This window comes from Corynebacterium sp. HMSC064E08 (assembly GCF_001811805.1).
Lineage (GTDB): Bacteria > Actinomycetota > Actinomycetes > Mycobacteriales > Mycobacteriaceae > Corynebacterium > Corynebacterium jeikeium_D.
Genome location: NZ_KV806693.1, coordinates 1 through 23,146, shown reverse-complemented (window position 1 = coordinate 23,146; position 23,146 = coordinate 1). Strand labels below are relative to the sequence as shown.

At 59.0% G+C, this 23,146-nt stretch carries 20 protein-coding genes and 1 pseudogene; 4 read left to right on the top strand and 17 right to left on the bottom strand.

Features of this window, described 5'->3' with window-relative positions:
- Positions 1-158 precede the first annotated feature (158 nt).
- Positions 159-1,547 carry an MDR family MFS transporter gene (locus HMPREF2820_RS01655; protein ID WP_246822185.1) on the top strand — a complete coding sequence of 463 codons (1,389 nt, stop codon included), beginning with the start codon at positions 159-161 and terminating at the stop codon, positions 1,545-1,547.
- A gap of 99 nt (positions 1,548-1,646) precedes the next feature.
- On the opposite strand, the gene HMPREF2820_RS01650 is transcribed toward HMPREF2820_RS01655, so the two are convergent.
- The 4 genes from HMPREF2820_RS01650 to HMPREF2820_RS01635 all read right to left on the bottom strand — a co-directional run bounded on the left by HMPREF2820_RS01650 (position 1,647) and on the right by HMPREF2820_RS01635 (position 6,945).
- Entirely contained in the window at positions 1,647-2,603 is a 957-nt protein-coding gene (locus tag HMPREF2820_RS01650; RefSeq protein WP_070602466.1) for an aldose 1-epimerase family protein, read from the bottom strand.
- 157 nt (positions 2,604-2,760) lie between these two features.
- On the bottom strand, positions 2,761-5,028 hold the full coding sequence (locus tag HMPREF2820_RS01645; protein ID WP_070602463.1) for a polyribonucleotide nucleotidyltransferase: 2,268 nt from the start codon (positions 5,026-5,028) through the stop codon (positions 2,761-2,763).
- 510 nt (positions 5,029-5,538) lie between these two features.
- Positions 5,539-5,808 (bottom strand): 30S ribosomal protein S15, encoded by a 270-nt coding sequence (gene rpsO, locus HMPREF2820_RS01640; RefSeq protein ID WP_016422594.1) that lies wholly within the window; start codon positions 5,806-5,808, stop codon positions 5,539-5,541.
- A gap of 141 nt (positions 5,809-5,949) precedes the next feature.
- Positions 5,950-6,945: a bifunctional riboflavin kinase/FAD synthetase gene (locus HMPREF2820_RS01635; protein ID WP_070602461.1), complete on the bottom strand. Its 996-nt coding sequence runs from the start codon at positions 6,943-6,945 to the stop codon at positions 5,950-5,952.
- Between the two features lie 64 nt (positions 6,946-7,009).
- Between HMPREF2820_RS01635 and truB the strand changes: the two genes are divergently transcribed.
- Positions 7,010-7,996: a tRNA pseudouridine(55) synthase TruB gene (gene truB, locus HMPREF2820_RS01630; RefSeq protein WP_070602459.1), complete on the top strand. Its 987-nt coding sequence runs from the start codon at positions 7,010-7,012 to the stop codon at positions 7,994-7,996.
- 16 nt (positions 7,997-8,012) lie between these two features.
- Here the strand turns inward: truB and HMPREF2820_RS01625 are convergent, their stop codons facing one another.
- The 9 genes from HMPREF2820_RS01625 to rimP all read right to left on the bottom strand — a co-directional run bounded on the left by HMPREF2820_RS01625 (position 8,013) and on the right by rimP (position 17,836).
- Positions 8,013-8,726 carry a 4'-phosphopantetheinyl transferase family protein gene (locus tag HMPREF2820_RS01625; protein ID WP_070602457.1) on the bottom strand — a complete coding sequence of 238 codons (714 nt, stop codon included), beginning with the start codon at positions 8,724-8,726 and terminating at the stop codon, positions 8,013-8,015.
- The gene (locus HMPREF2820_RS01620; RefSeq protein ID WP_083308394.1) at positions 8,705-10,096 is read right to left on the bottom strand and encodes an MATE family efflux transporter; all 1,392 of its coding nucleotides are present in this window, start codon (positions 10,094-10,096) and stop codon (positions 8,705-8,707) included. Before HMPREF2820_RS01620 ends, HMPREF2820_RS01625 begins: the two co-directional genes overlap by 22 nt.
- Positions 10,097-10,100: 4 nt before the next feature.
- Positions 10,101-11,162 carry a DHH family phosphoesterase gene (locus tag HMPREF2820_RS01615; RefSeq protein WP_049170820.1) on the bottom strand — a complete coding sequence of 354 codons (1,062 nt, stop codon included), beginning with the start codon at positions 11,160-11,162 and terminating at the stop codon, positions 10,101-10,103.
- Between the two features lie 42 nt (positions 11,163-11,204).
- Positions 11,205-11,636: a 30S ribosome-binding factor RbfA gene (gene rbfA / locus HMPREF2820_RS01610; protein WP_016422588.1), complete on the bottom strand. Its 432-nt coding sequence runs from the start codon at positions 11,634-11,636 to the stop codon at positions 11,205-11,207.
- Positions 11,637-11,997: 361 nt separating this feature from the next.
- Positions 11,998-12,726: a hypothetical protein gene (locus tag HMPREF2820_RS01605; RefSeq protein WP_070602456.1), complete on the bottom strand. Its 729-nt coding sequence runs from the start codon at positions 12,724-12,726 to the stop codon at positions 11,998-12,000.
- Between the two features lie 20 nt (positions 12,727-12,746).
- A complete protein-coding gene (gene infB, locus HMPREF2820_RS01600; RefSeq protein ID WP_070602454.1) occupies positions 12,747-15,587 on the bottom strand; it encodes a translation initiation factor IF-2 in 2,841 nt (946 codons plus the stop codon).
- A 129-nt stretch (positions 15,588-15,716) separates the two neighbouring features.
- Positions 15,717-16,109, bottom strand: coding sequence for a YlxR family protein (locus HMPREF2820_RS01595; RefSeq protein WP_016422585.1), 393 nt, complete (start codon positions 16,107-16,109; stop codon positions 15,717-15,719).
- A gap of 171 nt (positions 16,110-16,280) precedes the next feature.
- On the bottom strand, positions 16,281-17,267 hold the full coding sequence (nusA, locus tag HMPREF2820_RS01590) for a transcription termination factor NusA (RefSeq protein ID WP_069358754.1): 987 nt from the start codon (positions 17,265-17,267) through the stop codon (positions 16,281-16,283).
- The gene (gene rimP, locus HMPREF2820_RS01585; RefSeq protein WP_069358755.1) at positions 17,264-17,836 is read right to left on the bottom strand and encodes a ribosome maturation factor RimP; all 573 of its coding nucleotides are present in this window, start codon (positions 17,834-17,836) and stop codon (positions 17,264-17,266) included. The genes nusA and rimP overlap by 4 nt, the downstream gene beginning before the upstream one ends.
- 100 nt (positions 17,837-17,936) lie before the next feature.
- Between rimP and HMPREF2820_RS01580 the strand changes: the two genes are divergently transcribed.
- A complete protein-coding gene (locus HMPREF2820_RS01580; protein WP_070602452.1) occupies positions 17,937-18,902 on the top strand; it encodes a DUF4439 domain-containing protein in 966 nt (321 codons plus the stop codon).
- On the opposite strand, the gene HMPREF2820_RS01575 is transcribed toward HMPREF2820_RS01580, so the two are convergent.
- Positions 18,899-20,671 carry a proline--tRNA ligase gene (locus HMPREF2820_RS01575; RefSeq protein ID WP_070602450.1) on the bottom strand — a complete coding sequence of 591 codons (1,773 nt, stop codon included), beginning with the start codon at positions 20,669-20,671 and terminating at the stop codon, positions 18,899-18,901. The two genes, HMPREF2820_RS01580 and HMPREF2820_RS01575, sit on opposite strands and share 4 nt — an antisense overlap.
- Positions 20,672-20,731: 60 nt before the next feature.
- Here HMPREF2820_RS01575 and HMPREF2820_RS01570 point away from each other — a divergent pair, with 60 nt between their 5' ends.
- The gene (locus HMPREF2820_RS01570; protein WP_042389272.1) at positions 20,732-21,469 is read left to right on the top strand and encodes a YaaA family protein; all 738 of its coding nucleotides are present in this window, start codon (positions 20,732-20,734) and stop codon (positions 21,467-21,469) included.
- Here HMPREF2820_RS01570 and HMPREF2820_RS01565 read toward each other — a convergent pair.
- The 3 genes and pseudogenes from HMPREF2820_RS01565 to HMPREF2820_RS01555 all read right to left on the bottom strand — a co-directional run.
- Positions 21,466-21,747, bottom strand: coding sequence for a hypothetical protein (locus HMPREF2820_RS01565; protein WP_239271971.1), 282 nt, complete (start codon positions 21,745-21,747; stop codon positions 21,466-21,468). The genes HMPREF2820_RS01570 and HMPREF2820_RS01565 overlap by 4 nt on opposite strands.
- The gene (gene cobA, locus HMPREF2820_RS01560; protein WP_070602448.1) at positions 21,740-22,831 is read right to left on the bottom strand and encodes a uroporphyrinogen-III C-methyltransferase; all 1,092 of its coding nucleotides are present in this window, start codon (positions 22,829-22,831) and stop codon (positions 21,740-21,742) included. The genes HMPREF2820_RS01565 and cobA overlap by 8 nt, the downstream gene beginning before the upstream one ends.
- A 10-nt stretch (positions 22,832-22,841) precedes the next feature.
- Positions 22,842-23,146 (bottom strand): annotated as a pseudogene (locus HMPREF2820_RS01555) (cobyrinate a,c-diamide synthase); the annotation flags it as partial.

The following is a 23,146-nucleotide window of genomic DNA, read 5'->3' as shown; positions in this document are numbered from 1 at the left end:
GACGGGGTTTTTGTTGCGCTAAGATTCCATGTCTTCGACAATTACCTATTTCTGTACCGATATATAGAAAGAGACTTCAATTGGTTTCTGAATCTGAAGATTCCGAACTCAGCCCAAGTTCGGAGGCACCACAGGCCGATGCGCCCAAAAGTGCTTATATGGCCATTTACGTGCTACTAGCTGCGGCATTCATGGCTATCTTGAACGAGACGGTCATGAGCGTCGCAATTCCCGTCGTCAAGGCGGACCTCGGAATCAGCGCAGCTACCGCAGGCTGGCTGACAACATCGTTCCTACTGACCATGGCAGTTGTCATTCCGGTCACTGGATTTCTCATTTCGGCAGTGCCGTTCCGCATTCTTTTCGCGGTCAGTCAAGGACTATTCGTCGTGGGCACTCTCATCGGTGCTTTCGCGCCAAACTTCGCGATCGTTCTGCTCGCACGCATTGTCCAAGCGTCCGGTACCGCAGTGCTGCTGCCGCTGCTGATGACCACGGTGCTCAACGTAGTACCGGAGCATGAGCGCGGGCGCATGATGGGACGAATGAGCGTGGTCATCGCTGTCGCGCCTGCTATCGGACCGACCATCTCCGGTCTCATTCTGGAGATCGCCAATAACAATTGGCATGCGCTTTTCGACACGATGTTGCCGCTCGGCCTAATTGTGCTGGTAGTGGGTGTCATTCTCGTTCCCAATATTGAGGAAAACTCCGCGAAGCCCATCGATATCCTCTCGGTGTTCCTCAGTGCCGGCGCATTCGGCCCGCTGGTGTACGCGCTGAGCCGCGTAGGCGCAGAGTTTTCGCTTATCGACGGAATCCTGTGCGCAGTCGGCATCGTGCTGTTGGTGTTCTTCATCATGCGCCAGCGCCGTTTGGCACCGCACAACCGAGCTCTGCTGGATCTTCGAACCTTCCGCACAAAGAGCTTTAGGCTGTCCACAATCATTCTGACCATTGGTTTCATGCTGATGTTCGGTGTGATCATCATTTTGCCGCTCTACCTCAATCTGCGAGGTGTCGACGTCAAGACTATTGGTTTGATTGTGATGCCTGGTCCACTGGTTATGGGTCTGATGGGACCGGCTGTCGGCCGGCTCTTTGACAGCTATGGTCCGCGCCCACTGGCAATTCCCGGCTCCATTGTCCTTGCCCTCGGTCTTTTCGGGCTCGGCTTCATCTCAGCATCGACTCCGCTATGGTGGATTGTCGCCTGCCACATCGTCCTTGAGATTGGCCTGGGGCTGCTGTTTACTCCGCTGTTCACATTCGGTCTTGGTGATCTTCCGAAGCGCCTCTACCCGGATGGCTCAGCAATCATGAACACGCTACAGCAGGTTGCCGGCGCTGTCGGTACCGCACTGTTTGTGGCGCTGTCAGCTGTTATTGCCACTGGCCTGTCCGGCACTGGTGCAGCAGCTCCTGCCGCCGACGACGTGATTCGTGGCTATAGCATTGCGATGTTTACCGCCGCGGGATTTGCCGTGGTGCTAATCTTCCTCACCACGCTGCTCAAGCCGCAGCGGAAGAAGATTGCATTACAGTAGCCCCCCCCAAGACCGGGGGGGAATACCGCCTAAACTAGGCGGCTTGCTCCCGGCCCGGGATTTCCATTGAGGGGGCTGCACTCTTCTGCGCTGGGAAAACTATTTTCCGCCCGTTTCCGCGCGCAGTCCCATGGCAAGAGTTGTTGTCTCTCCAGCCTGAACTCGCAGCAAACCGGTACCGGAGCGTAGCGCATCCGGCGGACATGTCATTGGCTCCACCGCAATCGCATTCCCGTGCCCAGGAAATCCTTCTCGTCGTCCGGCGTCCGCAACATAGACCTGGAAGAACCTGAATTCATCATCGGCCCAGAGCACAGCACCCTTGCCATTTGGCCCAACCAAATGCGCTTCACGACGGCGCGGCGAGTCACTCCCCGCTGTCTCCTCGGCAGCAAAGAAGCAGTGATCCAGCCACAGTCCATCCAGGGATACTCCCTCTCGAAGGCTGGGAACCACCGTCTCGGCTGGCACCGCTGGGCCGGCGGGCAAGTTTCGAATTGGCTCCAGTGGCAGGTTGTTATCAACGGGCAACCGCAGTGTGCAACTGCCGAAGTCAGCGCCCAACGCGCTTAAATAGGGATGCCAGCCCAGACCAAACGGGCACTCCCTATCGCTGCGATTATGCACTGTGAACTCCGCCGATAGGCCATCTGCAGACGTGACTTGCCAGCGCACGGTCATACCGAGTTCCCAAGGCCAGCCCGGTTGCGGCTCAACTTCCACGCCCAAGGTGACGCTGCTGTCATCAGAATCGACCACAGACCAAACGCGATCTGCAACAAACCCGTGAATAGCATTCGCCCGGGACGGCTCCGAAATATCTAGCCGATGTACTTCCCCATCAAAGATGAATACTCCGTCAGCGACCCTGTTCGGCCACGGAGCCAGGAGCGTACCTGCGGACAACGGTGGATTGAACCCTTTGGGATAGTCAGTCAGCAGTGGCAGGCCACAGTACTCCAGTGATCTCGGACCACCACCGAACTGGGAAATACTTGCGACATAGTCACCGGCCGCAATGTCAATGAATTCATGATCGTGCGCGACAAGTTGCATGCGCAAATCACCTTCCACGTGGGTTCGAAGATTAATCCCTTCGAAAGCCGAGATTAACCCAAAACAAAAGCGCGGTTAGGTCAATTTGTGACCTAACCGCGCCCTCGCTACTCGCGTTGTCGGAGGCTACCTACAGCACATCCTCCGTCGTCAAGCATTAGTTGTCTTCGACCGGAACCAGCGAGATCTTGCCGCGGTTGTCGATATCAGCGATTTCGACCTGAATCTTGTCGCCGACATTGATGACATCCTCGACCTTCTCGATGCGCTTGTCGCCACCGAGCTTGGAGATGTGAATCAGACCGTCACGGCCCGGAGTCAGGGAGACGAAAGCACCGAAAGCGACAGTCTTCACGACAGTGCCCAGGTAGCGTTCGCCGACCTTCGGCAACTGCGGGTTAGCAATCGCATTAATCTGCTCGATTGCAGCGTCCGCGGCCTTACCGGAAGTTGCCGAGACAAATACGGTGCCGTCGTCCTCGATAGAGATATCAGCACCGGTTTCCTCGGTGATGCCGTTGATGGTCTTGCCCTTCGGACCGATGAGCTCACCGATCTTCGAAGCCGGAACCTTAACGGTGGTGATCTTCGGAGCGAGACCACTCATCTCGTCCGGAGACTCGATGACCTCAGCCATGGTGGACAGGATGGCCAGACGTGCATCACGAGCCTGGGACAGAGCATCGGCCAGAACCTTCGACGGAATACCGTCGAGCTTGGTGTCCAGCTGCAGTGCGGTAATGAAGTCCGCAGTACCAGCGACCTTGAAGTCCATGTCACCGAATGCGTCTTCGGCACCGAGAATATCGGTCAGTGCGACGAAGCGGTTTTCACCGTCAACCTCGCCGGAAACCAGGCCCATGGCGATACCGGCAACCGGAGCCTTCAGCGGCACACCGGCGTTGTACAGCGACAGAGTCGAAGCACAGACCGAGCCCATGGAGGTCGAACCATTGGATCCAAGAGCCTCGGAGACCTGGCGAATGGTGTACGGGAATTCCTCGCGGGACGGCACGACCGGCAGCAGAGCGCGCTCAGCCAGTGCCCCGTGACCAATCTCGCGGCGCTTCGGAGAGCCAACACGACCGGTCTCGCCGGTGGAGTACGGCGGGAAGTTGTAGTGGTGGATGTAGCGCTTGGAGGTAACAGGAGTCAGCGAGTCAATCTGCTGCTCCATCTTCAGCATGTCCAAAGTGGTGACACCCAGAATCTGGGTCTCGCCGCGCTCAAACAGCGAAGAGCCGTGGGCACGCGGAATCAAGCCGACCTCAACGCCCAAGTCACGAATGTCGGTGACACCGCGACCATCGATGCGGAAGCCCTCAGCGAGAATCTTCTCACGGACAATCTGCTTCATCACTGCGTTGTATGCAGCGCGAATCTGCTTAGATGCAGCTTGCTCGTCGACATCATCGGATACGAAGCGCTCCAGCAGCTGCCCCTCGACGTCCTCCATGTACTCATTGGTGGCGTCATCTCGTTCCTGCTTACCCGGAATGGTGAGCAGCTTGGCCAGCTTCTTAGCGGACTTCTTCTCGACTGCGTTAAAAATCTCATCGCCGTATGCCGGGAACAGCGGGAACTCCTGCGTTTCCTTCGCTGCGCGCTCAGCCAGACCCTTCTGTGCCTCACACAGAACCTTGATGTGCGGCTTTGCTGCCTCGAGGCCAGCGGCGACGATGTCCTCGGTCGGCGCCGGTGCACCGTCAGCAATACGCTTGACGACGGTCTCCCCTGCTCCGGCCTCCACCATCATGATGGCGACATCTTCGACGTTCTTGCCGCGACGCTTGCGGGTGACGATACGGCCAGCGACGACCATCTCGAACAGAGCCTGCTCGTGCTGCTCCTCGGTCGGGAAAGCGACCCATGCACCCTCTGGGTGCTTGTCATCAGCAACGAGCGCGATGCGGACGCCACCGACAGCGCCGGAAACCGGCAGCCCGGAAAGCTGAGTTGCAGCTGACGCGCCGTTGATTGCGACAACGTCATAACGGTCCTTCGGATCCCAGGACATGACGGTGACGACAACCTGTACCTCGTTGCGAAGGCCCTTGACGAAGGTCGGACGCAGCGGACGGTCAATCAGACGACATGCCAGGATGGCGTCGGTGGACGGGCGGCCCTCACGGCGGAAGAACGAACCCGGAATCTTGCCCGCGGCGTACATACGCTCTTCAACGTCGACGGTCAGCGGAAAGAAATCAAAGCCCTCGCGGGGCTGGTTGGAAGCGGTGACGGTGGACAGGAGCATGGTCTCCTCGTCCAAGTAGGTGGTCACCGAACCATCGGCCTGACGAGCCAGTTGGCCCGTTTCAAAGCGAATGGTGCGGGTGCCGAAATCACCATTGTCGATGGTGGCAACGGCCTCGGTAATACCGAAATCCTCATCAAAGAAAAATTCGACAGCCTTGCTGTTGGCCATAGGTTTCTTACTCCTAGAAATAGCGGCGATCATCGATGTCGCCTGTAAAAGATCGAATGAACTTCGTTTGCGTCACGCATTCTACCAGCTAACGCGGAAAGTTCTTGTATTGGACGGATCGGAGATCTCTCACTGCATCTGGGTTCTTGCACCTACGCGGGGTTCTAGGAGTTTGCGGGGCGGGGGGGCACTTATCGATGACTTTTCTTGACTCATCGATGGTTTACCGTGTCTTATCGACGAATTACCGTGTCTTATCGATGGTGCCCCGGCACTTATGCGCACGCTTTCGATCAGCCCCTCCACATGTCGATGAGGTATTCACTTGTGGCCACGCTACAGCGCATCGATGAGTGAATACCACAACGACAAGTGATCAAAAAAAAAGACCCGCCGTGAGCTTCCATCCAATGGAAACCCAAACGGCGAGTCTAAAAAGCTTAAAAGCCTTGAATTAACAGAGCAACTTACACCAATGAAGCTCTGACAAACAGGATCTTAAGGAGAACCTTAGCGACGCAGACCCAGGCGCTCGATCAGCTTACGGTAGCGCTCAACGTCGTTGTCCTGCAGGTACTGCAGCAGGCCCTTGCGGCGACCGACCAGCAGCAGCAGACCACGACGGGAGTGGTGATCGTGCTTGTGGAACTTCAGGTGCTCGGTCAGCTGACGAATACGTGCGGTCAGCAGTGCAACCTGAGCCTCCGGGGAACCGGTGTCGGTCTCGTGCAGGCCGAACTCCTTGAGAATCTCAGCCTTTTCTGCAGTGTTCAAAGCCATGTAAATCTAACTCCTTGAATCAAATTATGGTCGTTTTTTCAGTCCACATTCTCGGCTTTCCCGGAACCAAACAGCGTCTGGCAGCTGGTTCCTCGCAACTGCTTGTGGACCGCAGTCACAGCCGACGTTTTACTTTAACAGCTAATCGGTCTTAGCCAAAATGGCCTCGGTGTCTGCCACGTCCTGGTTCATCCGGTCAATGAGCTTCTCGACCGAGTCGAACTTCTCCATTCCGCGAATCCGGTCGACAAACTCAACCTGCCCAGCGGTGCCGTAGAGGTCCGCATGACGGTCAATCACGTAGGCCTCGACCGTTCGATCAGTGTCTCCAAAGGTCACATTAGTGCCCACCGACACCGCCGCTGGGTAGCGCACCCCAAACTCGATATCGCCCTTCGGGTCCGGCTCCGGGCGGGCTGCCGTCGGCTGAGCCGTGAACCATGCCGCGTAGACACCATCAGCCGGGATTGCCAGGCCCTCAGCGAAGTCAATATTGGCGGTCGGAAAGCCCAGCTGCGCTCCCCCACGCCCCTGACCTGGAATAACATCACCATCAACACGGTAGAAGTACCCGAGACACGAGGCGGCTGCGGACACCGCACCGTCGGCAAGCAAACCGCGAATACGTGTCGACGAAACACGTTCGGTCGAGTCCGCGGCAGTAACGTCGAGGAGGTCGACGATGGTGACATCGACACCACACTTACGGCCGTGCTCCGGCATAGTCTCGGCGGTACCTGCGGCCTTCTGCCCATAGGTGAAGTTCTGGCCAACGAAGACGGCCTGAGCATTCAGTTTGTCGCGGACAACGGTGCGCACAAAGTCTTCTGCGGGGATGCTGGAGAAGTTCTTGTCGAAAGGCACGACAAGCATGGCATCGATTCCCTCCGCTTCTGCCAGCTCGGCGCGACGGGACACAGTGGACAGTGCCGGCGGCACCTTATCCGGGGCAAACAGCGCTACGGGATTGGGGTCGAAAGTCATCAACAGCGATTTCACGCCACGAGCACGAGCGTCACTGACCGCAGCAGCTATCAGGCGCTTATGCCCAAGATGAATACCATCGAACACTCCGATGGTTACGACCGTGTCCCCCAGCTCTTCGGGTGCATTGTCCAAGCCATACCAAATCTCCACAGAGAGCCAGTGTAACTGGTCACCGTTTAACACACCGCATATAGCGCAACATAGGATTGCGTCTATGACCGACTTCGATCCGATTGCAGACTCCGGCATTGTCATCGTGGACAAGCCCCAAGGCTGGACAAGCCACGATGTAGTGGGCAAACTCCGTCGCATCTTCCGCACCAAGAAGGTCGGCCACTCAGGCACCCTCGACCCAATGGCCACCGGTGTGCTCGTCCTCGGCATCGGCCGCGGCACCCGTTTCCTGCCACATGTCCACGCGGACACGAAGTCCTACCAAGCCACCATTCGGCTCGGCGCTGCCACGCTTACCGACGATGCCGAGGGCGAGTTGCTCTCCGAATCCTCGGCGGCATCGGTGACCGATGAAATGGTTCGAAAGGAAATTGCGAAGTTCACCGGCACGATCATGCAAAAACCCGCGGCGGTATCCGCGGTGAAGATTGACGGTGTCCGCGCCTACGAGCGCATCCGCCGTGGTGAGAAGGTCGATATCCCTGCGCGCCCAGTGACAATCACCCGCTACGAGGTTCAGGACATCCGCCACGACTCCGATCCTTCCCGTCCCGGGGAGTGCATCGATATCGACGTGGAGGTCGACTGCTCTGCCGGCACGTTCATCCGCGCCCTAGCTCGTGACTTGGGGGATGCATTGGGGGTCGGTGGTCATCTCACCGCGCTTCGACGTACTGCCGCCGGCGTTTTCACTATTGATGAGGCGTTGACTATCGACGAGCTCACGGCGAAGGCCGAGCAGTTCGACACCGCCAATCCAGAAATTGCGGAGATGCGACGCCCAGTCCCGGAGCGCGCCGCTTCCTTGCTGCCGATGAGTCTGGACGAGGCCTGCCTGCGTTGCTTTGATACCCGCGAAATTACTGAACAGCAGGCGACTGATTTGGCTCAGGGCAAGTGGCTGGAGCCGATCGGAAAACCTGGAGTCTATGCGGCGGTGTCACCAACGGGAAAGGTTCCGGCGCTGCTCACAGAATCTGGCAAACGGGCTAAGACGGTCTTCGTGGTGCGCCCGGCCACGCTGTGACTACCTCTCAAGGATTTTAAGACTGCTCGAGCCACACCGCGGTTGCAACGATGCCTGCACCGCGAGCCCAGAAGCCTTTTACTCCGCAGAAGGCGTCGGGAATCTCACGGTGAAACGTTAGCTGTAAAGGTCCGCCTGTGAGTCCTCGGGAAAAACCTCGCCCTGCTATCCGTTTCTTCCTCGGTTGCACGGAGACTTCGTCGAAGTCCAGCCACTGCCCGACTATCGGCTCCCAGAGTTTGTACATTGATTCCTTGGCGCTAAATTGCACCAGCGGGTCAAGGCGTGCTTCGTCAGTGCGCAAGACTGCATCGATGATTCCTAACTCTAGAGTCTGCTCGACCTCGACATCGATGCCAATCCCCTGCAGCTGTTCAGCGCTCGCGGACACGGCTGCCACGGCCCTGCCGCAGTGGCTAATTGACCCCACGATCCCTTGTGGCCACAGCGGCGCTCCGGTGGCCGACATGCCAATCCCATGTGGGGCAGACTCTCCTAGCCGTTGCACCGCCTCATGCGCAGCGAGGCGCCCTCGGGTGAAATCACGGATTCGAGCAGGTGCTGCACTATCAGACAGCCTCAACTCAGCAGTACGGAGCTGCTGCAATTCCGCATCACTAAACGGACGCTCGGCATTGGAGTCAATAACCAGCCGGCTACCGGCGGGCAAATGCCTGGCCAGGTACTCCTGGACGTCGGCAAGCACACTCATGCGCTGATGCCGTACCATTTCTCTCCACGGAAACGGGTAGCGACAAAGATGAGTCGCAGAATCATGAAGGCCAAGAGACCGCACCACACGCCGGTCAGCCCCCAGCCAAATGCCTGCGCCAGCCAGACCGGTGGGAGGAATCCGCACAGGACCGCGCTAACGGTGGCGTTACGGAGGAAGGCTGCGTCGCCGGCGCCGAGCAACACGCCATCGAGCGCGAAGACGACACCGCCAATAGGAATCATTGCGACGAGAATCCACCATGGTCCAGCGGTGACTGCGTCAATCACGCCTGTGGCGTCGGTAAAAATGCGGACGATACTGGCATTACCTACTGCGAAAACAGCCGCTAGGCCGAGGGCAATGACGCTTGACCAGACAGTCACGCGCTTGCCAGTCCAGCGGGCAACGGCCGTGGAGCTACCGCCCAACGCTGCACCGACGAGCGTCTGTGCAGCAATCGCTAGCGAGTCGAGCACCAACGAAATCAGGTTCCACAGTTGCAGCATGACCTGGTGCCCACCGAGCGTGGTCGGCCCAACGCGGCCAGCAACCGCTGCGGCGGAGAGGAACGCTACCTGGAAGGACAAGGAGCGAACGATGAGATCGTGGCCGAGGACCAGCTGGCTTTTGATAATGGCGCCATTCGGGCGCATGGAGAGCTTGCGGCTAGAGCACTCTTTGAAAAGACGGCGGAGGAACAGCCCGCCGGTAATCAATTCGCCGAAAAGAACGGCCATCGCAGAGCCCTCGAGACCGAAGGCGCGGACCAGCGGCACAATCACAATGGCTGCCGGAACAAGGCCTGAGAGCACATATAGCAGCGGCGCGCGGGTGTTTTGGATACCGCGCAGCCAACCATTTCCGGCCTGTGCAATCAACGTCAGCGGAATGGCAAAGGCAGCAACTCGCAACCATTGCCCGGCATCATGAGCGACCTCCGGATGAGGAGCTAACCAACCGGTAAATACTGGTGCTAGCCCCACGATGATGGCAAAGAGACTAAGGCCCACAAAGATGGCGACCCACGTCGCTTGCAGTCCCTCTTCAACCGCCTCGTCCACGTTGCCCCTGCCAAAGGCTCGCGCTGATCGGGCGGTCGTGCCGTAAGCCAAGAAAGTGAGCTGCGTAGTTACCACGGAAAATACCGTCGAACCAGCGGCAAGCGCCGCAAACTGAACAGCTCCAAGCCGACCGATGACAGCCGTATCCAGCAGCACATAGAGTGCGGGCGCGGCAAGAACACCCAACGCTGGCAGCGCAAGCGAAACGATTGCGCGAAGGCTGACATCTGACTTCGCACTGTGCCCGGTTCGCTCTATGCCGGTTCGCTCTATGCCAGTTTGCTCAATCTCAGTGCGCTCCTGAGTTTCTCGCGAGTCCGACAATCCCCTAGGCCTCGCTCGTGCCTCGGCGTGCCTGGGCTGCGACATCGCTGGTGTCCAGGATGGCCTGCAGCAACTCATCCTTGCTGCACTCCCGAGTCAGACCGGCGGCACGCTCGTGGCCACCGCCGCCAATTTCCAGGGCGACCTGGGAGACATCGACAAGCTCGCGAGAACGCAGCGAGACGGCCCACTGGTTTGGCTCATACTCCTTAAGCACGGCACAGACGTCGGCCGCATTAGTCGTACGCACAATGTCCACGACCGATTCAATCTCATCGTGGCCAACTTCGGCGGTCTGGTCGTGCTCAATGACGACGTGGATTAGGCCAGCGCCGTCGCCCCACTCGGGCACCAATGTCGCGGTGGAAAGCACCTTGCCCAGGAATGGAAGGTAGGCAAACGGATGTTCTTCCAGCAGCTGTGCACCAATCGTGCGCGGATTGAGCCCCTTATCCAGCAGGCGCGCCGCTGCAGTGTGCATGCGGGAATGGCCGAACTGGAACGATGCGGTGTCCGTCAACAGCCCTGCATAGAGAGCATGAGCCATCGGCGTGGTCAGCTTGATACCCCAGACACCAAAGAAGTCCAGGAGCACCATGGTCGAGGACTCTGCGCGTTCGTCAACCATGTTGACGGACCCAAAGCGAGTGTTGGTCGCGTGATGGTCAACATTGATAACGCGGTCGGAGGCCATCACGCGATCTTCCAGCGCACCGAGGCGCCCCGGGCTTGCGCAGTCGACAGTCACCCACGTGTCAATGTCTTCATCCAAGTCCGTGTACTCGACAAATCGCTCCCATCCGGGGATGGTCAACAGCGACTTGGCTGGCAAATCGCTCTCACCGTAGCTGGCTACAGCCGAAATGCCACGCTGTACAAGTGCCATGACCATCGCAGATGCAGCACCAATCGCATCCGCATCGGGGTGAACATGGGCAATGACGCCGACCTTCTTGGCGTCGGCAAGCATATCCTGCATCTGCTGAATCGGCTTGGACATGCGGCGATTAATCGCCTGGGAAAGCTGGTGAGCTGCCTGCTCCTGAGCCTGCGGAGAAGTGGTCACGTGGGTGCCCCTTTCATCGATAGATGTAGCCGGTGGAGAGTTTTACTCCTCGTCGCGGTATGGGTTGGCATCGCCTGCGGGCTTTGCGTTTCTAGCCTGCTCAGCCAATTCCGCGTCGCGCGCGCGAGTCTTATCGAGCAGCTCCTCAAGGTGCGCGGAAATCTCCGGCACCGTGTCAACCTCAAAAGCCAGCGTCGGTGTGTAGCGCACACCGGTGCCACGACCGACCAGGGAACGTAGCTGCCCCTTCGCCTTTTCCAGCGCTGCTGCTGCCGACTCGTAGTCCGGTTCCTCGTCGAGCGTACGTCCGCGCACAGTGTAGAAAACTGTGGCGTCGTGCAAATCGCCGGTGACGCGGCAGTCGGTGATAGTCACAAACTCCAGCCGCCGGTCCTTAATCTCACGCTCAATTGCGCTGGCGACAATCTCCTGAATACGCTTGGACAGCCTGCGCGCGCGTGCTGGATCTGCCATTTTTGGCTACTCCCTATCTATCTCTACCTGTGCGTAACGATTCGTAGCTAGACCCCATTTAGCGTGGGGCCTGAAGTGCCCCTTCGCTGACAAAGACCCATTTGGGATCCGGCAAAACGGTTCAATACAAAGGACTGCTAATACTAACACGCAAAACACTACTCAACTTCGAACCGCATGTTTCGCGACTTCGCCCGCACCCGTTTACCGAGTGCAGTCAATTGCTTCGCCGCACGCTCGCCCTTTGTTATTAACCCATTAATCATCACGACAACACTGCCACCACCATCGATGTCATCGACGGCATGGGGAGTCGCTACTACGGAATTGCGCAGCTGAAACGCAGCCTACCCGTACGCTCTTAACGGCGCTCCACGAAGTTGTACATCGGTAACCCATTAACATGGGAGCAGTCAGGCAGTGAATCCATCACACTATCCTGCAATGGTGTTTCTCCCTCGATGCCGAAAATCCATTTAACCGCAGCATTACCTAGCTCCAGCGGATGGAAAAGGTAACTTACCTCACCATTTTTATCCTTGGGCGCCACACTGCCATGGGTTTGTTCCCATTCAGCCACATCCGTCGGATGTAGTACCTCGACGTGTTCACCGTTAGCGAACGGTACCTCAAAATCCAACAGTCGTCCAGAGCTGAAAAACCGCTGCATGTCAAAATCATAGTCTTCGCAGCTTGCTTCTAATTCCCTGGTAGGAGTCTTATAGTGGCAGAAATCGATAACACTATTGATGCACAGTGACCAACTTTCGCGAGGATCGTTCGCCAACGCTGGGTCCTCAATAAGGTCGTATACGTCGTCGGTCCCGAAAAGCAGCGTTGGCCCAAACGCTACCGCGTGGAAGTACCAATTATGACCATCCTCAATGGTTTCTTCGGAATCAAAGGCGAATTTCCCTGGCCAAATCTTGTCCAATTGCGCAAGAGTCTCCTCTGCGCTCGCAGGAGGATAATTCAAAATATTCGTTCGCGGCAGTTCATCTGAGAGTGCAAAGAGATTAGTTTTGAAGCCCATAACGAACACGATACGCAAAAAGGCACTCCCCGAGGGGAGCGCCTTATCAAAGTTCACGCAGTGTTTAGCTTACGTCGCTACGTGCGCGGAACCTCGACCATCTCGTAGACCTCGATAACGTCGTCGACCTGGATGTCCGGGTAGGACAGCACCATACCGCACTCGTAACCGGCTGCGACCTCGGTGGCATCGTCCTTCTCTCGCTTCAGCGACTCGATAGTCGCCGAATCCGTAATGACGTTGCCGTCACGAACCAGGCGAGCCTTCGCGTTGCGGCGGACCTTTCCGGACTCGACCATACAGCCGGCGATGAGGCCAACTGCGGAGGACTTGAAGATGGCGCGAATCTCTGCACGACCAATCTCCTTCTCCTCGTAGACCGGCTTGAGCATGCCCTTCAGAGCAGCCTCGACATCCTCGATAGCACGGTAGATCACCGTGTAGTAGCGGATGTCAACGCCCTCAGCATTGGCAACCTCGGTGGCCTTGCCCTCGGAGCGAACGTTGAAGCCGATGATGACGGCGTCAGACGCAGCAGCCAGCGTGACGTTGGTCTGCGTGACAGCACCGACACCACGGTCGATGATGTTCAGAGCGACCTCGTCGTCGACCTCGATCTTGAGCAGGGCTTCTTCCAGTGCCTCGACGGTACCGGCGTTGTCGCCCTTCAGGATCAGGTTGAGGGTGTTGGTCTCCTTCAGAATCTCGTCCAGGTTCTCCAGGGAGACGCGCTTGCGACGACGTGCTTGCAGCGCATTACGACGACGTGCGTCGCGGCGGTCTGCAATCTGGCGGGCCGTACGATCCTCGTCAACAACCAGGAGGTTGTCACCAGCACCCGGTACGGAGGTCAGGCCGAGCACCTGAACCGGACGGGAAGGACCGGCCTCATCGACGTCGTTGCCGTACTCATCGACCATGCGGCGAACACGACCATATGCGTCACCGACAACGATGGAATCACCGACGCGCAACGTACCGCGCTGAACGATAACGGTTGCCACCGGACCACGGCCACGGTCAAGGTGAGCCTCAATGGCGACACCCTGAGCGTCCATATCCGGATTGGCGCGCAGGTCCAGCGAAGCATCGGCAGTCAACAGCACTGCTTCGAGAAGCTGATCGATGTTGAGACCTTGCTTAGCGGAGATATCGACGAACATAGTGTCGCCGCCCCACTCTTCGTCAGTGAGACCGTATTCAGTCAGCTGACCACGAATCTTCTGCGGATCTGCAGTTTCCTTATCAATCTTGTTGACTGCAACGACAATCGGCACATCAGCGGCCTTGGCGTGGTTAATAGCCTCAACCGTCTGCGGCATGACGCCGTCATCAGCTGCAACAACCAGAATCGCGATATCGGTCGACTTGGCACCACGAGCACGCATGGCGGTAAACGCCTCGTGACCCGGGGTATCCAAGAAGGTAACCTTGCGCTTCTCACCGTCGAGCTCCACCGGCACCTGGTAGGCACCGATGTGCTGGGTAATACCACCGGACTCGTGGCCACCGACGTTGGCCTTACGAATCGTGTCCAACAGGCGCGTCTTACCGTGGTCGACGTGACCCATCACAGTTACCACTGGCGGGCGCTGCTCCAGGTCCTCATCGTCGCCCTCGTCCTCACCGAACTGGAGGTCGAAGGACTCGAGGAGCTCGCGGTCCTCATCCTCAGGCGAGACGACCTGGACCTTGTAATCCATCTCGTCGCCGAGCAGCTGCAGGGTCTCGTCGGAGACCGATGCAGTTGCCGTCACCATTTCGCCGAGGTTGAACAACGCCTGGACCAGCGATGCTGCATCGGCGTTAATCTTCTCAGCGAAGTCAGACAGGGATGCACCACGTGCGAGGCGAATGGTCGTGCCCTTACCGTTAGGCAGCTTAACGCCGCCCACCACGGATGGTGCCTGCATTGCCTCGTACTCGTTGCGCTTCTGACGCTTCGACTTACGTCCGCGACGCGGGGCGCCTCCTGGTCGCCCGAATGCACCTGCAGTTCCACCGCGACGTCCGCCGCGACCACCGCGCGGTCCGCCACCCGGGCCACCCGGGCCGCGACCACGGCCGCCGAAGCCACCGCCACCGCCACCGCGGCTTGCCTTTGCAGGCATCTGCCCCGGGTTCGGGTGCGAAGGCATCATTGCCGGAGTCGGACGATTGCCGCTCGGCTTATTACCACGGCCCTGTCCACCCTGCGGGCGAGGGCCACCCTGGCGTGCTCCCGGCTTCGGGCCCGGACGGCCGTTTCCACCCTGCGGGCGAGGGCCACCCTGGCGTGCTCCCGGCTTCGGGCCCGGACGGCCAGGACCGCCCTGCGGACGCGGCATGTTGGACGGCCGCGGTGCCGGACGGGAGGATCCGCCGGTCGAGAATGGGTTGTTCGCCACACGCGGTGCGCGTGCGCCTGGCTTCGGCCCTGGCTTCGGGCCAGCAGGCTTCGGCGGGCGTGGCATTTCCTGTCCCGGCTTCGGCGAACGGGACGGTGCAGCTGGCTTGGCCCCCGGCTTTGTCGCCGCTGGTGCAGCAGGCTTAGCACCTGGCTTAGCTGCTGGCTTGGCACCCGGCTTTGCCGCCGCTGGTGCAGCAGGCTTGGCACCTGGTTTTGCAGCTGGCTTGGCCCCCGGCTTTGCCGCCGCTGGTGCAACAGGCTTAGCGCCTGGCTTTGCAGCTGGCTTGGCACCCGACTTAGCAGCAGACTTAGCTGCAGCCTTGGTCGCTGGGGCCTGGGCAGACGCGTCAGCACCTGCGCCAGCATTCTTCTCTTCGTAGACCTTCTTCATCTTCCTGACGACGGGTGGTTCCACCGTCGAAGAAGCGGTCTTAACAAACTCGCCCTGAGCCTTCAGCTCGGCGAGTAGTTCTTTGCTGGTGACCCCGAGCTGCTTAGCGAGCTCATGGACACGTAGCTTTCCGGACACTGCTCTCCTCACTAGTGGGGGCCGAGCAGCGCCCGATGGCGGATTCGTCCGCGCACCGAGAGCGCCTGCAGGGCTCCCTCTTATCTATTGCCGTTCATCGCTGATGCTTCATCGTGTGCTCATCAGTGTTCAGGTCTTTCTGTTGTCATTTTTCCTGCCTCCCTGCTTAGCGACACGCACATCGTCAGCGGGGGCGAAACCCTCCGCCGCTTCGTAGTGCGTGGCGATAAACTGTTTAACCGGAAACGCATCTACCTGCGTAGATACCTTCAGTGCGCGGCCAAATGCACGGCGCTTGTCGGCGATCTCCCAAGCCTTTAGTGTTGGGGTGATCCAGGCACCTCGCCCCTGCATCCGACGATGCGGATCAGCAACGACGGCTACTGAGCCATCTGAACGGGTGGTGGCGACAATGCGCAGCAGCTCCGAGCAATTGTGGCGCTGCTTAGTTGCGATACAGGTACGTGTGGGTGCAGGCGTATGAGTTGTCGAATTCGGGTTTAGCACCCGCGAAGTCGTCATACTCCTGACGCACCCACCTTCCTGCTAAGAAATTCAGCGCGAAAATTCGCATAGGAAAATCACGCCTTGTCGTTTGGCCACCTCCCAGCATAACCCGAAAAGGCGGAAAAGTGCCAACCCCCTAGGCACTTTCCCGCCACTTTCGCAACCGCTGGGACGCTGACGTTGTGTCTACTCCGCGTCGGAGTGGATATCGATTCGCCAGCCGGTCAGACGAGCCGCCAGACGGGCATTCTGTCCCTCCTTGCCGATAGCAAGAGAGAGCTGGTAGTCGGGCACCACAACGTGTGCACGGCGCTCGTCCATGTCCAGAATCTTGACACTAACTACCTTGGCGGGCGCCAGCGAGTTACCAACGAACTTCGCCGGATCCTCGTCGTAGTCGATGATGTCGATCTTCTCGCCCTTGAGCTCATTCATAATCGAGCTCACACGCTGACCGCGGGGCCCAATGCAGGCGCCCTTAGCGTTGAGGCCCTTGACCGTGGGGCGTACAGCAACCTTGGTGCGGTGACCGGCCTCGCGCGCAATGGAAATCAATTCCACTGCCCCATCGGCAACTTCCGGAACTTCAAGTTCGAAGAGCTTACGAGTGAGCTCCGGGTGCGTGCGTGACAGGTGAATCGCAACACCCCGCGGAGTCTTGTTCACACCGACGACGTAGCACTTGATGCGGTCACCGTGCTTGAGTTCCTCACCTGGCAGCTGCTCAGCAGGCATCAGAATACCGTCGCGGCCGTTGGCCTCCGAACCGATGTGGACGACGACAATGCCCTTTTCATTGGCATAGACATCGCGCTGGACCACGCCGGAAATGACCTGATTAGACAGGTCTGCGTATTCGTCGAGAACCTTATCGCTCTCCGCATCCCGCAGACGCGAAAGGATGGTCTGACGAACAGCGAATGCAGCGGTACGCTCGAAGTCCTCCGGAGTGTCGTCCCATTCGGAGATGAGATTGCCCTCGTCGTCTCGCTCCTGGGCAAAGACTATGACGTCACCGGTCTCACGGTCGATTTCGACGCGCGCATACTGTGCCGGTGCGGTGGTATTACGGTAGCTTTCACGCAATGCTCGGGCGACCAGTCCCAGCATTTCGTCGACAGGAATACCCTTTTCCTTTTCCAAGGTTCGCAGGGCAGCTAGTTCAATCTTCACTTGTTATCCTCCAGCCTGGTCAAGGCATCGTCATAGTCTAGTCCCGCAAAATCTTTCTCGGCTGCGGGCGGATTAGAGAATTCAACTTGTACCACTGCACGGGCCACATTGGTTAATTGGACACGCTGACCAACAGCCTTCAAACGCCCCTTTGGCCCTTTAGAGGTAACGAGAATGATGGATTCTTCATCCGGCGACAACGCACCAATGCGGGCTGCAATCGCGGAACCGTCGGCAAGCGAAATCTCCGCAATACGACCACGGTTACGACGCCAGTGCCGAGGCTGAGTCAGCGGTGCGTCAATACCAGGAGTGGAAACTTCCAAGGTGTAGCCCTGAGCGCCGAAGTCCGCTTCACCACGTGCCTCCGCGGCATCCAGAGCCGAAGATACTTCATGCGTGGCCTGTTCCAGAACATCGAGGTCAGGACGCTCATCTGCGTCAACTAACACAATGACCTGTGACTTTGCGCCGGCGCGAACGACCTTGACATCTTCCACATCCAGGCCGATTTGTGCGAGCGCCGGGCTCACAAACTGTTCAATTTTCTCGGGTGCGGGTATCGCCATAGTCGTAGAGTCTACAGGTCAAGTACTAGGAATTGCGCACCTGGGCACTTTCCCGCACCGCATTGACACAAAGTGTCGGCCGGCGTGGCACCATAGTGAGGTGATTGTTGAACCTCCCTCCCCCAGTTTTGCTTCCGCATCGCATCGCACTCGTACTCTCTCGCGCCGTGGCTTCCTCGCTGCTGCTCTCGCCGTGGGATCACTTCCTGCGCTTTCCGCGTGCTCGCATCTGGTGGCACCGCGCCCCGATTACGCCATTGAGGTTCTCCATGCGCTGGCGGCGCGCGATGCACAGTCGCTTAGCGACGCCAATCCTGACCTCGCAGCGGTGCGCTCCGCGCAGGTTACCGAACTGGATAAGGAAATCACACGCGCCTGCGGCACCCACAAGGACGGTAAACCTGTCGATGAATGTGGCTCGGACGTAGCAGTCCCAGGATCCCTGGTTACCGGTTCCGACGCGAAGCTACTGCTCACGGACTCGCGAAACAATCCCGTACTGACGAATGCCCTGGATTCACGCACTGCATTGCGGGAGGAGCACACTGCGCGCCTCGCCACGGCTGTCGATGGCGGTATCGTCCTCGCTCTGCGTGTTGCGGGCGCTGAGTGGGAGGAGCTTGTCCCATTGATTCCCAGTGACAGGGATGAAATCTCGGGTGCCGAAGAACAGATGACTAAGGCACTGCAAGCCGAATACATGATGATTTACGGTGTCGGCGTAGCCGCACCACATGTCGGAGGCGATACCACTACTGCACTTTTGGCCCGTGGCGAGCGCCACCGAATTTTGCGCGATCGTGCCCGACTAATTTTGGAGGATTCCGACGTTGAGGTGCCGGAGAGCGCACCTGGCTATATGCCGGAAGGCGCTCCTTCGCCAGATACGGCACCCGTCGATTACATGATTGCATTGGAGCGCTATTGTGCCCAGGCGTGGGAAGACGTATTGCTCGCTGCTAATAACCCTCGGATGCGTATGTTCGCGCTGCAGGCAGCTGGCGTGGCTGCCGCCGGAGCGGCAGCGCTAGGTGGCAACAACTTGGAGCCGTTGCCCGGGCTCTAAGCCTTGCGAACCAGCTCCGCGACGTGAGCTGCAATGCCGTCAGCGGCGACCTCGTCGGTCTCGTTGGTCAGGCGGTTACGCAGCTCCACCTTGCCGTCCGCGTAGCCACGGCCAAAGATGACCACAAACGGCATACCCAGCAGCTCGGCGTCCTTGAACTTCACACCGGGGCTGACCTTCGGACGGTCGTCGAAAAGCACCTCAATGCCCTGCTGGCTGAGGTCTTCCGCCAGCTGTTCAGCGGCCTCAGCTGCTTCGGCGTTCTTGCCGGCCACAGCGATGTGAACCTTGTACGGTGCCGCGGCAACTGGCCACTTGAGGCCCTTTTCATCCAACTGCTGTTCCGCGAGGACAGCGACCAGGCGGGACACGCCAATGCCGTAGGACCCCATCGTCGGACGAGCACGCTTACCGTTGACATCGAGGATGTCGATTTCAAAGGCGTTGGTGTACTTGCGGCCCAACTGGAAAATGTGACCGATCTCGATTCCGCGCTCGATCTTTAGCGTGCCATGCCCCTCCGGAGCCGGGTCGCCGTCACGCACCTCTGCGACATCGCAAATACCATCAATCTGGAAGTCGCGACCAGCGACCACATCGACGATGTGCTTGCCTTCCTCGTTGGCTCCTGCAATCCAATTTGTGCCCTCCGCCACGCGGGGGTCAGCTAGGACCTTCACACCGCGATCGGCGAGCCCCTGCGGGCCGACGTAGCCCTTGATCAGGAAGTCATTGGCTGCGAAGTCCTTGTCCTCCAGCAAGCGCGCCTCACCCGGTTCAAATGCGACTTCAAGACGCTTTTCATCGACCTCACGGTCACCGGGAACCAGGATTGCGGTGAGCTGTTCCGGCAGGGCGTTGCCCTCCTTATCGACCTTCTTCGGGTCGACGGCGACGAGAACGCACTTCAAAGTATCGGCAGCAGTGACCTCGCGTCCGAGGTCCGCACCATTGGCCCAATCAACAAGTGCTGCGATTGTGGTGCAGTTCGGAGACTCGTAAACCTTCGCCTCCGGTTGTCCCTCAATCGGCTGCGGTTCAACTGCCGGAATCTTCACGGCTTCCACATTGGCGGCGTACTCACCGTCGGTGGAGACTACGAAGGAGTCTTCGCCACTTTCGCTAACAGCCAGGAACTCCTCGGAGGCCGAACCGCCCATAGCGCCGGAGGTGGCGTGGCAGATTTCGTACTTAATGCCCAGCCGGTCAAAAATTCGCTGGTAGGCACCGCGGTGCTGCTGATAAGAATTCTCCAGCCCCTCGTCGTCCATGTCGAAGGAATAAGAGTCCTTCATCACGAACTCGCGGCCACGCAGAATACCAGCGCGCGGGCGAGCCTCGTCGCGGTACTTGGTCTGAATCTGAAACAGCGTCGTCGGGAAATCCTTGTAGGAGCTGAAAAGATCCTTGACAGCCAGCGCGAACATCTCTTCGTGCGTCGGCCCCAGCAGGTAGTCCGCGCCCTTGCGATCCTTCAGACGGAACAGCTCGGAGCCGTATTCGGTCCACCGATTCGTCGCCTCGTACGGTTCACGCGGGAGCAGTGCAGGGAATGCCAGCTCCTGTGCGCCAATGCCTTCCATCTCCTCGCGCACAACCTTCTCTACGTTGCGCAGAACCTTCAAGCCCAGTGGCAGCCAGGAGTACACACCAGGGGCAGTTCGCCGGATGTAGCCGGCACGGACGAGCAGCTTGTGGCTAGGGACCTCGGCGTCAGCTGGATCCTCGCGCAGTGTGCGCAGGAACAGCTGGGACATTCGCGTAATCATGAATGCTGATTTTACCCGTCGATCATTCTTCGCAACATGCGGGGCATTACTATGGTGCCCATGCTCGTAGTCCTACCCCCATCTGAAACCAAAGCCACTGGTGGCAGCCATCCCGCAGTAGACTTTTCCTCGCTGAGCTTCGGCTCCCTCAACCCCATCCGCGAGCGCATTGCAGCCGATCTCGTGGCGCTAAGTGCGAACAGGGAAGCCGCGATGGAAACACTGAAGCTGGGGCCACGGCTTGCTGACGAAGTCACAGCTAATGCCGCGCTCCTAGAGTCGCCGACTATGCCGGCTCTCGAGCGTTATACCGGGGTGCTCTACGACGCACTCTCCCCCAGCGATTTGCCGGAAACCGGCCGTGCTCGACTCGCCATCGGGTCAGCGCTCTTCGGTGTCATTGGCGGGGACGACCTCATCCCCCACTACCGTCTCTCTGGTACGGTCAAGCTCCCCTTCGCGGATCAGCCTGCCGACGCGGCTCCCACAATGAAGCGCCGTTGGGGCACCGCCATCACCGAGGCTCTCAATGATGTCGACTTCCTCATCGACCTTCGTTCCGGCACCTACGCCAATTTGGGCAAAGTCAAGAGCGCGACAACGATGACCGTGCTCACCGCCGAGGGCAAAATCGTCAGCCACTTCAACAAGCACTACAAGGGCCTATTTGCCCGCGCCATCGCCCTTTCCGACACGACACCGACCTCCCCCACAGAGGCCGTCGACATCGCACGCGCCGCAGGATACGACGTCTCGCTTGACGACGACACCCTCATCTTCCGCGTCCCGGAAAACTAAATGTCGTCGTTGTAGCGCTTTCGGCCTGCCACAATGGCGGCGATCAGAGCGATAACAGCGATGAAAATGCTGTCGTATCGCGATCCTTCTCCGCCGAGGAGAAGGAGGCGGAAGATGATCATGGCTCCGAGGTAGAAGACCAGGAAGGTCGCAGCACCCATCCAGATGGCGCTACGCAGCTGATCGTCGGCAAGCAGTCGGGTAACAAGCCCTGCCTTTTGCTGCTCTGGCTCTGGTTTCTTCGACTTGTTGTTGCTCGACTTGTTGTTCTTACTCATCGCCCTCATCCAGACCGGCGACTTCACCGATGACGATAACGGCGGGCGGCTTGATTGCCTCTTCGACCATTTTCTCGCCAAGCTCGCCGAGTGTGCAGCGTAGCGACCTCTGATTCGGCAACGTGCCGTCCTGGATGACCGCAGCCGGAGTCTTCGGGCTGCGGCCGGCCTTCATCAGAGCCTCGGCAATCTTCGGCCCGTTCTTAACTCCCATAATGATGGCAATAGTGCCGTGCATCCGGCCCAGCGCATCCCAATTGACCAGCGATTTCCTGTGCCCCGGTGGGACGTGACCGGACACAACAGTGAATTCGTGGTTGACGCCACGCATTGTTACTGGAATACCAATCGTCCCTGGTACCGCCAGTGCCGAGGTGATACCCGGCACAACTCGAACCGGTACCCCTGCCTGCTGCAGCTCCTGAAGCTCTTCAAAACCGCGGCCGAAGATGTACGGATCGCCACCCTTGAGCCGGACCACAAAGTAGCCCTCGCGGGCACGATGAACTAGCAGTTCATTGATGCGCTCCTGAGCCATGGCGCGGCCGTAAGGAAGCTTGCCGGCATCAATAATCTCGACATCCGGCTCCAAGTCACCGAGCAGCGACAGTGGACCGAGGTGGTCTGCAACGACAACGTCGGCAAGCCGGAGCAAGCGACGCCCCTCAACGGTAATCAGACCGGGGTCGCCCGGGCCACCACCCACAAGCGCGACCTGACCAGCGAGGTCCCCAGCGCGCGACGCGCGACGGCCGGTCAGCGCCACAGGAGTAAGCGGGCTGGAAGCCCCGGTTTCATCGTCGACGAGAATACCTCGGCGGTGTCCCTCTAGAGTCACCTCACGCAACAACGCCTCGTCACAGCAGACCATGAGAGCCTTGCCCCAGCTCATCGCCTCGGTAAAACCGGTGCGGGTCAAAGTAATACGGCCGTCTGCAGCCCAGGCCTCAATCGCAGTTGTTACTTCCCCACCTTCACACACAGTGACATCAGCGCCAGAGTCCAACAGCCGAGGAATCACGCGCTCTGCAGCCGTGGAACCGCCAATCACCAACACACCGTAGTCTTTGAGAAGCAAACTCATAGCTAACACTTTACCCGGCGCACGAAGCGACAAAGCGACTGACGTTCCCCGGCGCACCCGCCGGATGAACATGCAGGTAACCGGCATGAATCCGCCCAGACTCGGAAACAAAGCCGTCGCGAACTGTTTCGCCTTGATATCCACGCCAACCCCAGGCTGGTTGCCACCCGGCCGCAGCAGCGACACTTGCGGTGTCATCGGTGAGGGCTGTCTTGTGGAACTCGTGACCGCGCACGCGCGTTCCTACCGGGCACAGCGCAGAATCAGTCAGCGCCACAGCCTCCCGGTACCCCAGCTTCAACCGTGCCATGTGCG

Excerpts from the sequence above, each read along its gene's own strand:
- HMPREF2820_RS01575 (WP_070602450.1), bottom strand. The coding sequence starts at position 20,671 with ATGATTACGCGAATGTCCCAGCTGTTCCTGCGCACACTGCGCGAGGAT.
- HMPREF2820_RS01570 (WP_042389272.1), top strand. The coding sequence starts at position 20,732 with ATGCTCGTAGTCCTACCCCCATCTGAAACCAAAGCCACTGGTGGCAGC.
- HMPREF2820_RS01595 (WP_016422585.1), bottom strand. The coding sequence starts at position 16,109 with ATGACGACTTCGCGGGTGCTAAACCCGAATTCGACAACTCATACGCCT.
- cobA (WP_070602448.1), bottom strand. The coding sequence starts at position 22,831 with ATGAGTTTGCTTCTCAAAGACTACGGTGTGTTGGTGATTGGCGGTTCC.
- rbfA (WP_016422588.1), bottom strand. The coding sequence starts at position 11,636 with ATGGCAGATCCAGCACGCGCGCGCAGGCTGTCCAAGCGTATTCAGGAG.
- HMPREF2820_RS01645 (WP_070602463.1), bottom strand. The coding sequence starts at position 5,028 with ATGGCCAACAGCAAGGCTGTCGAATTTTTCTTTGATGAGGATTTCGGT.
- rimP (WP_069358755.1), bottom strand. The coding sequence starts at position 17,836 with ATGGCGATACCCGCACCCGAGAAAATTGAACAGTTTGTGAGCCCGGCG.
- HMPREF2820_RS01565 (WP_239271971.1), bottom strand. The coding sequence starts at position 21,747 with ATGAGTAAGAACAACAAGTCGAGCAACAACAAGTCGAAGAAACCAGAG.
- HMPREF2820_RS01650 (WP_070602466.1), bottom strand. The coding sequence starts at position 2,603 with ATGCAACTTGTCGCGCACGATCATGAATTCATTGACATTGCGGCCGGT.
- HMPREF2820_RS01655 (WP_246822185.1), top strand. The coding sequence starts at position 159 with ATGGCCATTTACGTGCTACTAGCTGCGGCATTCATGGCTATCTTGAAC.
- truB (WP_070602459.1), top strand. The coding sequence starts at position 7,010 with ATGACCGACTTCGATCCGATTGCAGACTCCGGCATTGTCATCGTGGAC.
- rpsO (WP_016422594.1), bottom strand. The coding sequence starts at position 5,808 with ATGGCTTTGAACACTGCAGAAAAGGCTGAGATTCTCAAGGAGTTCGGC.
- HMPREF2820_RS01625 (WP_070602457.1), bottom strand. The coding sequence starts at position 8,726 with ATGGTACGGCATCAGCGCATGAGTGTGCTTGCCGACGTCCAGGAGTAC.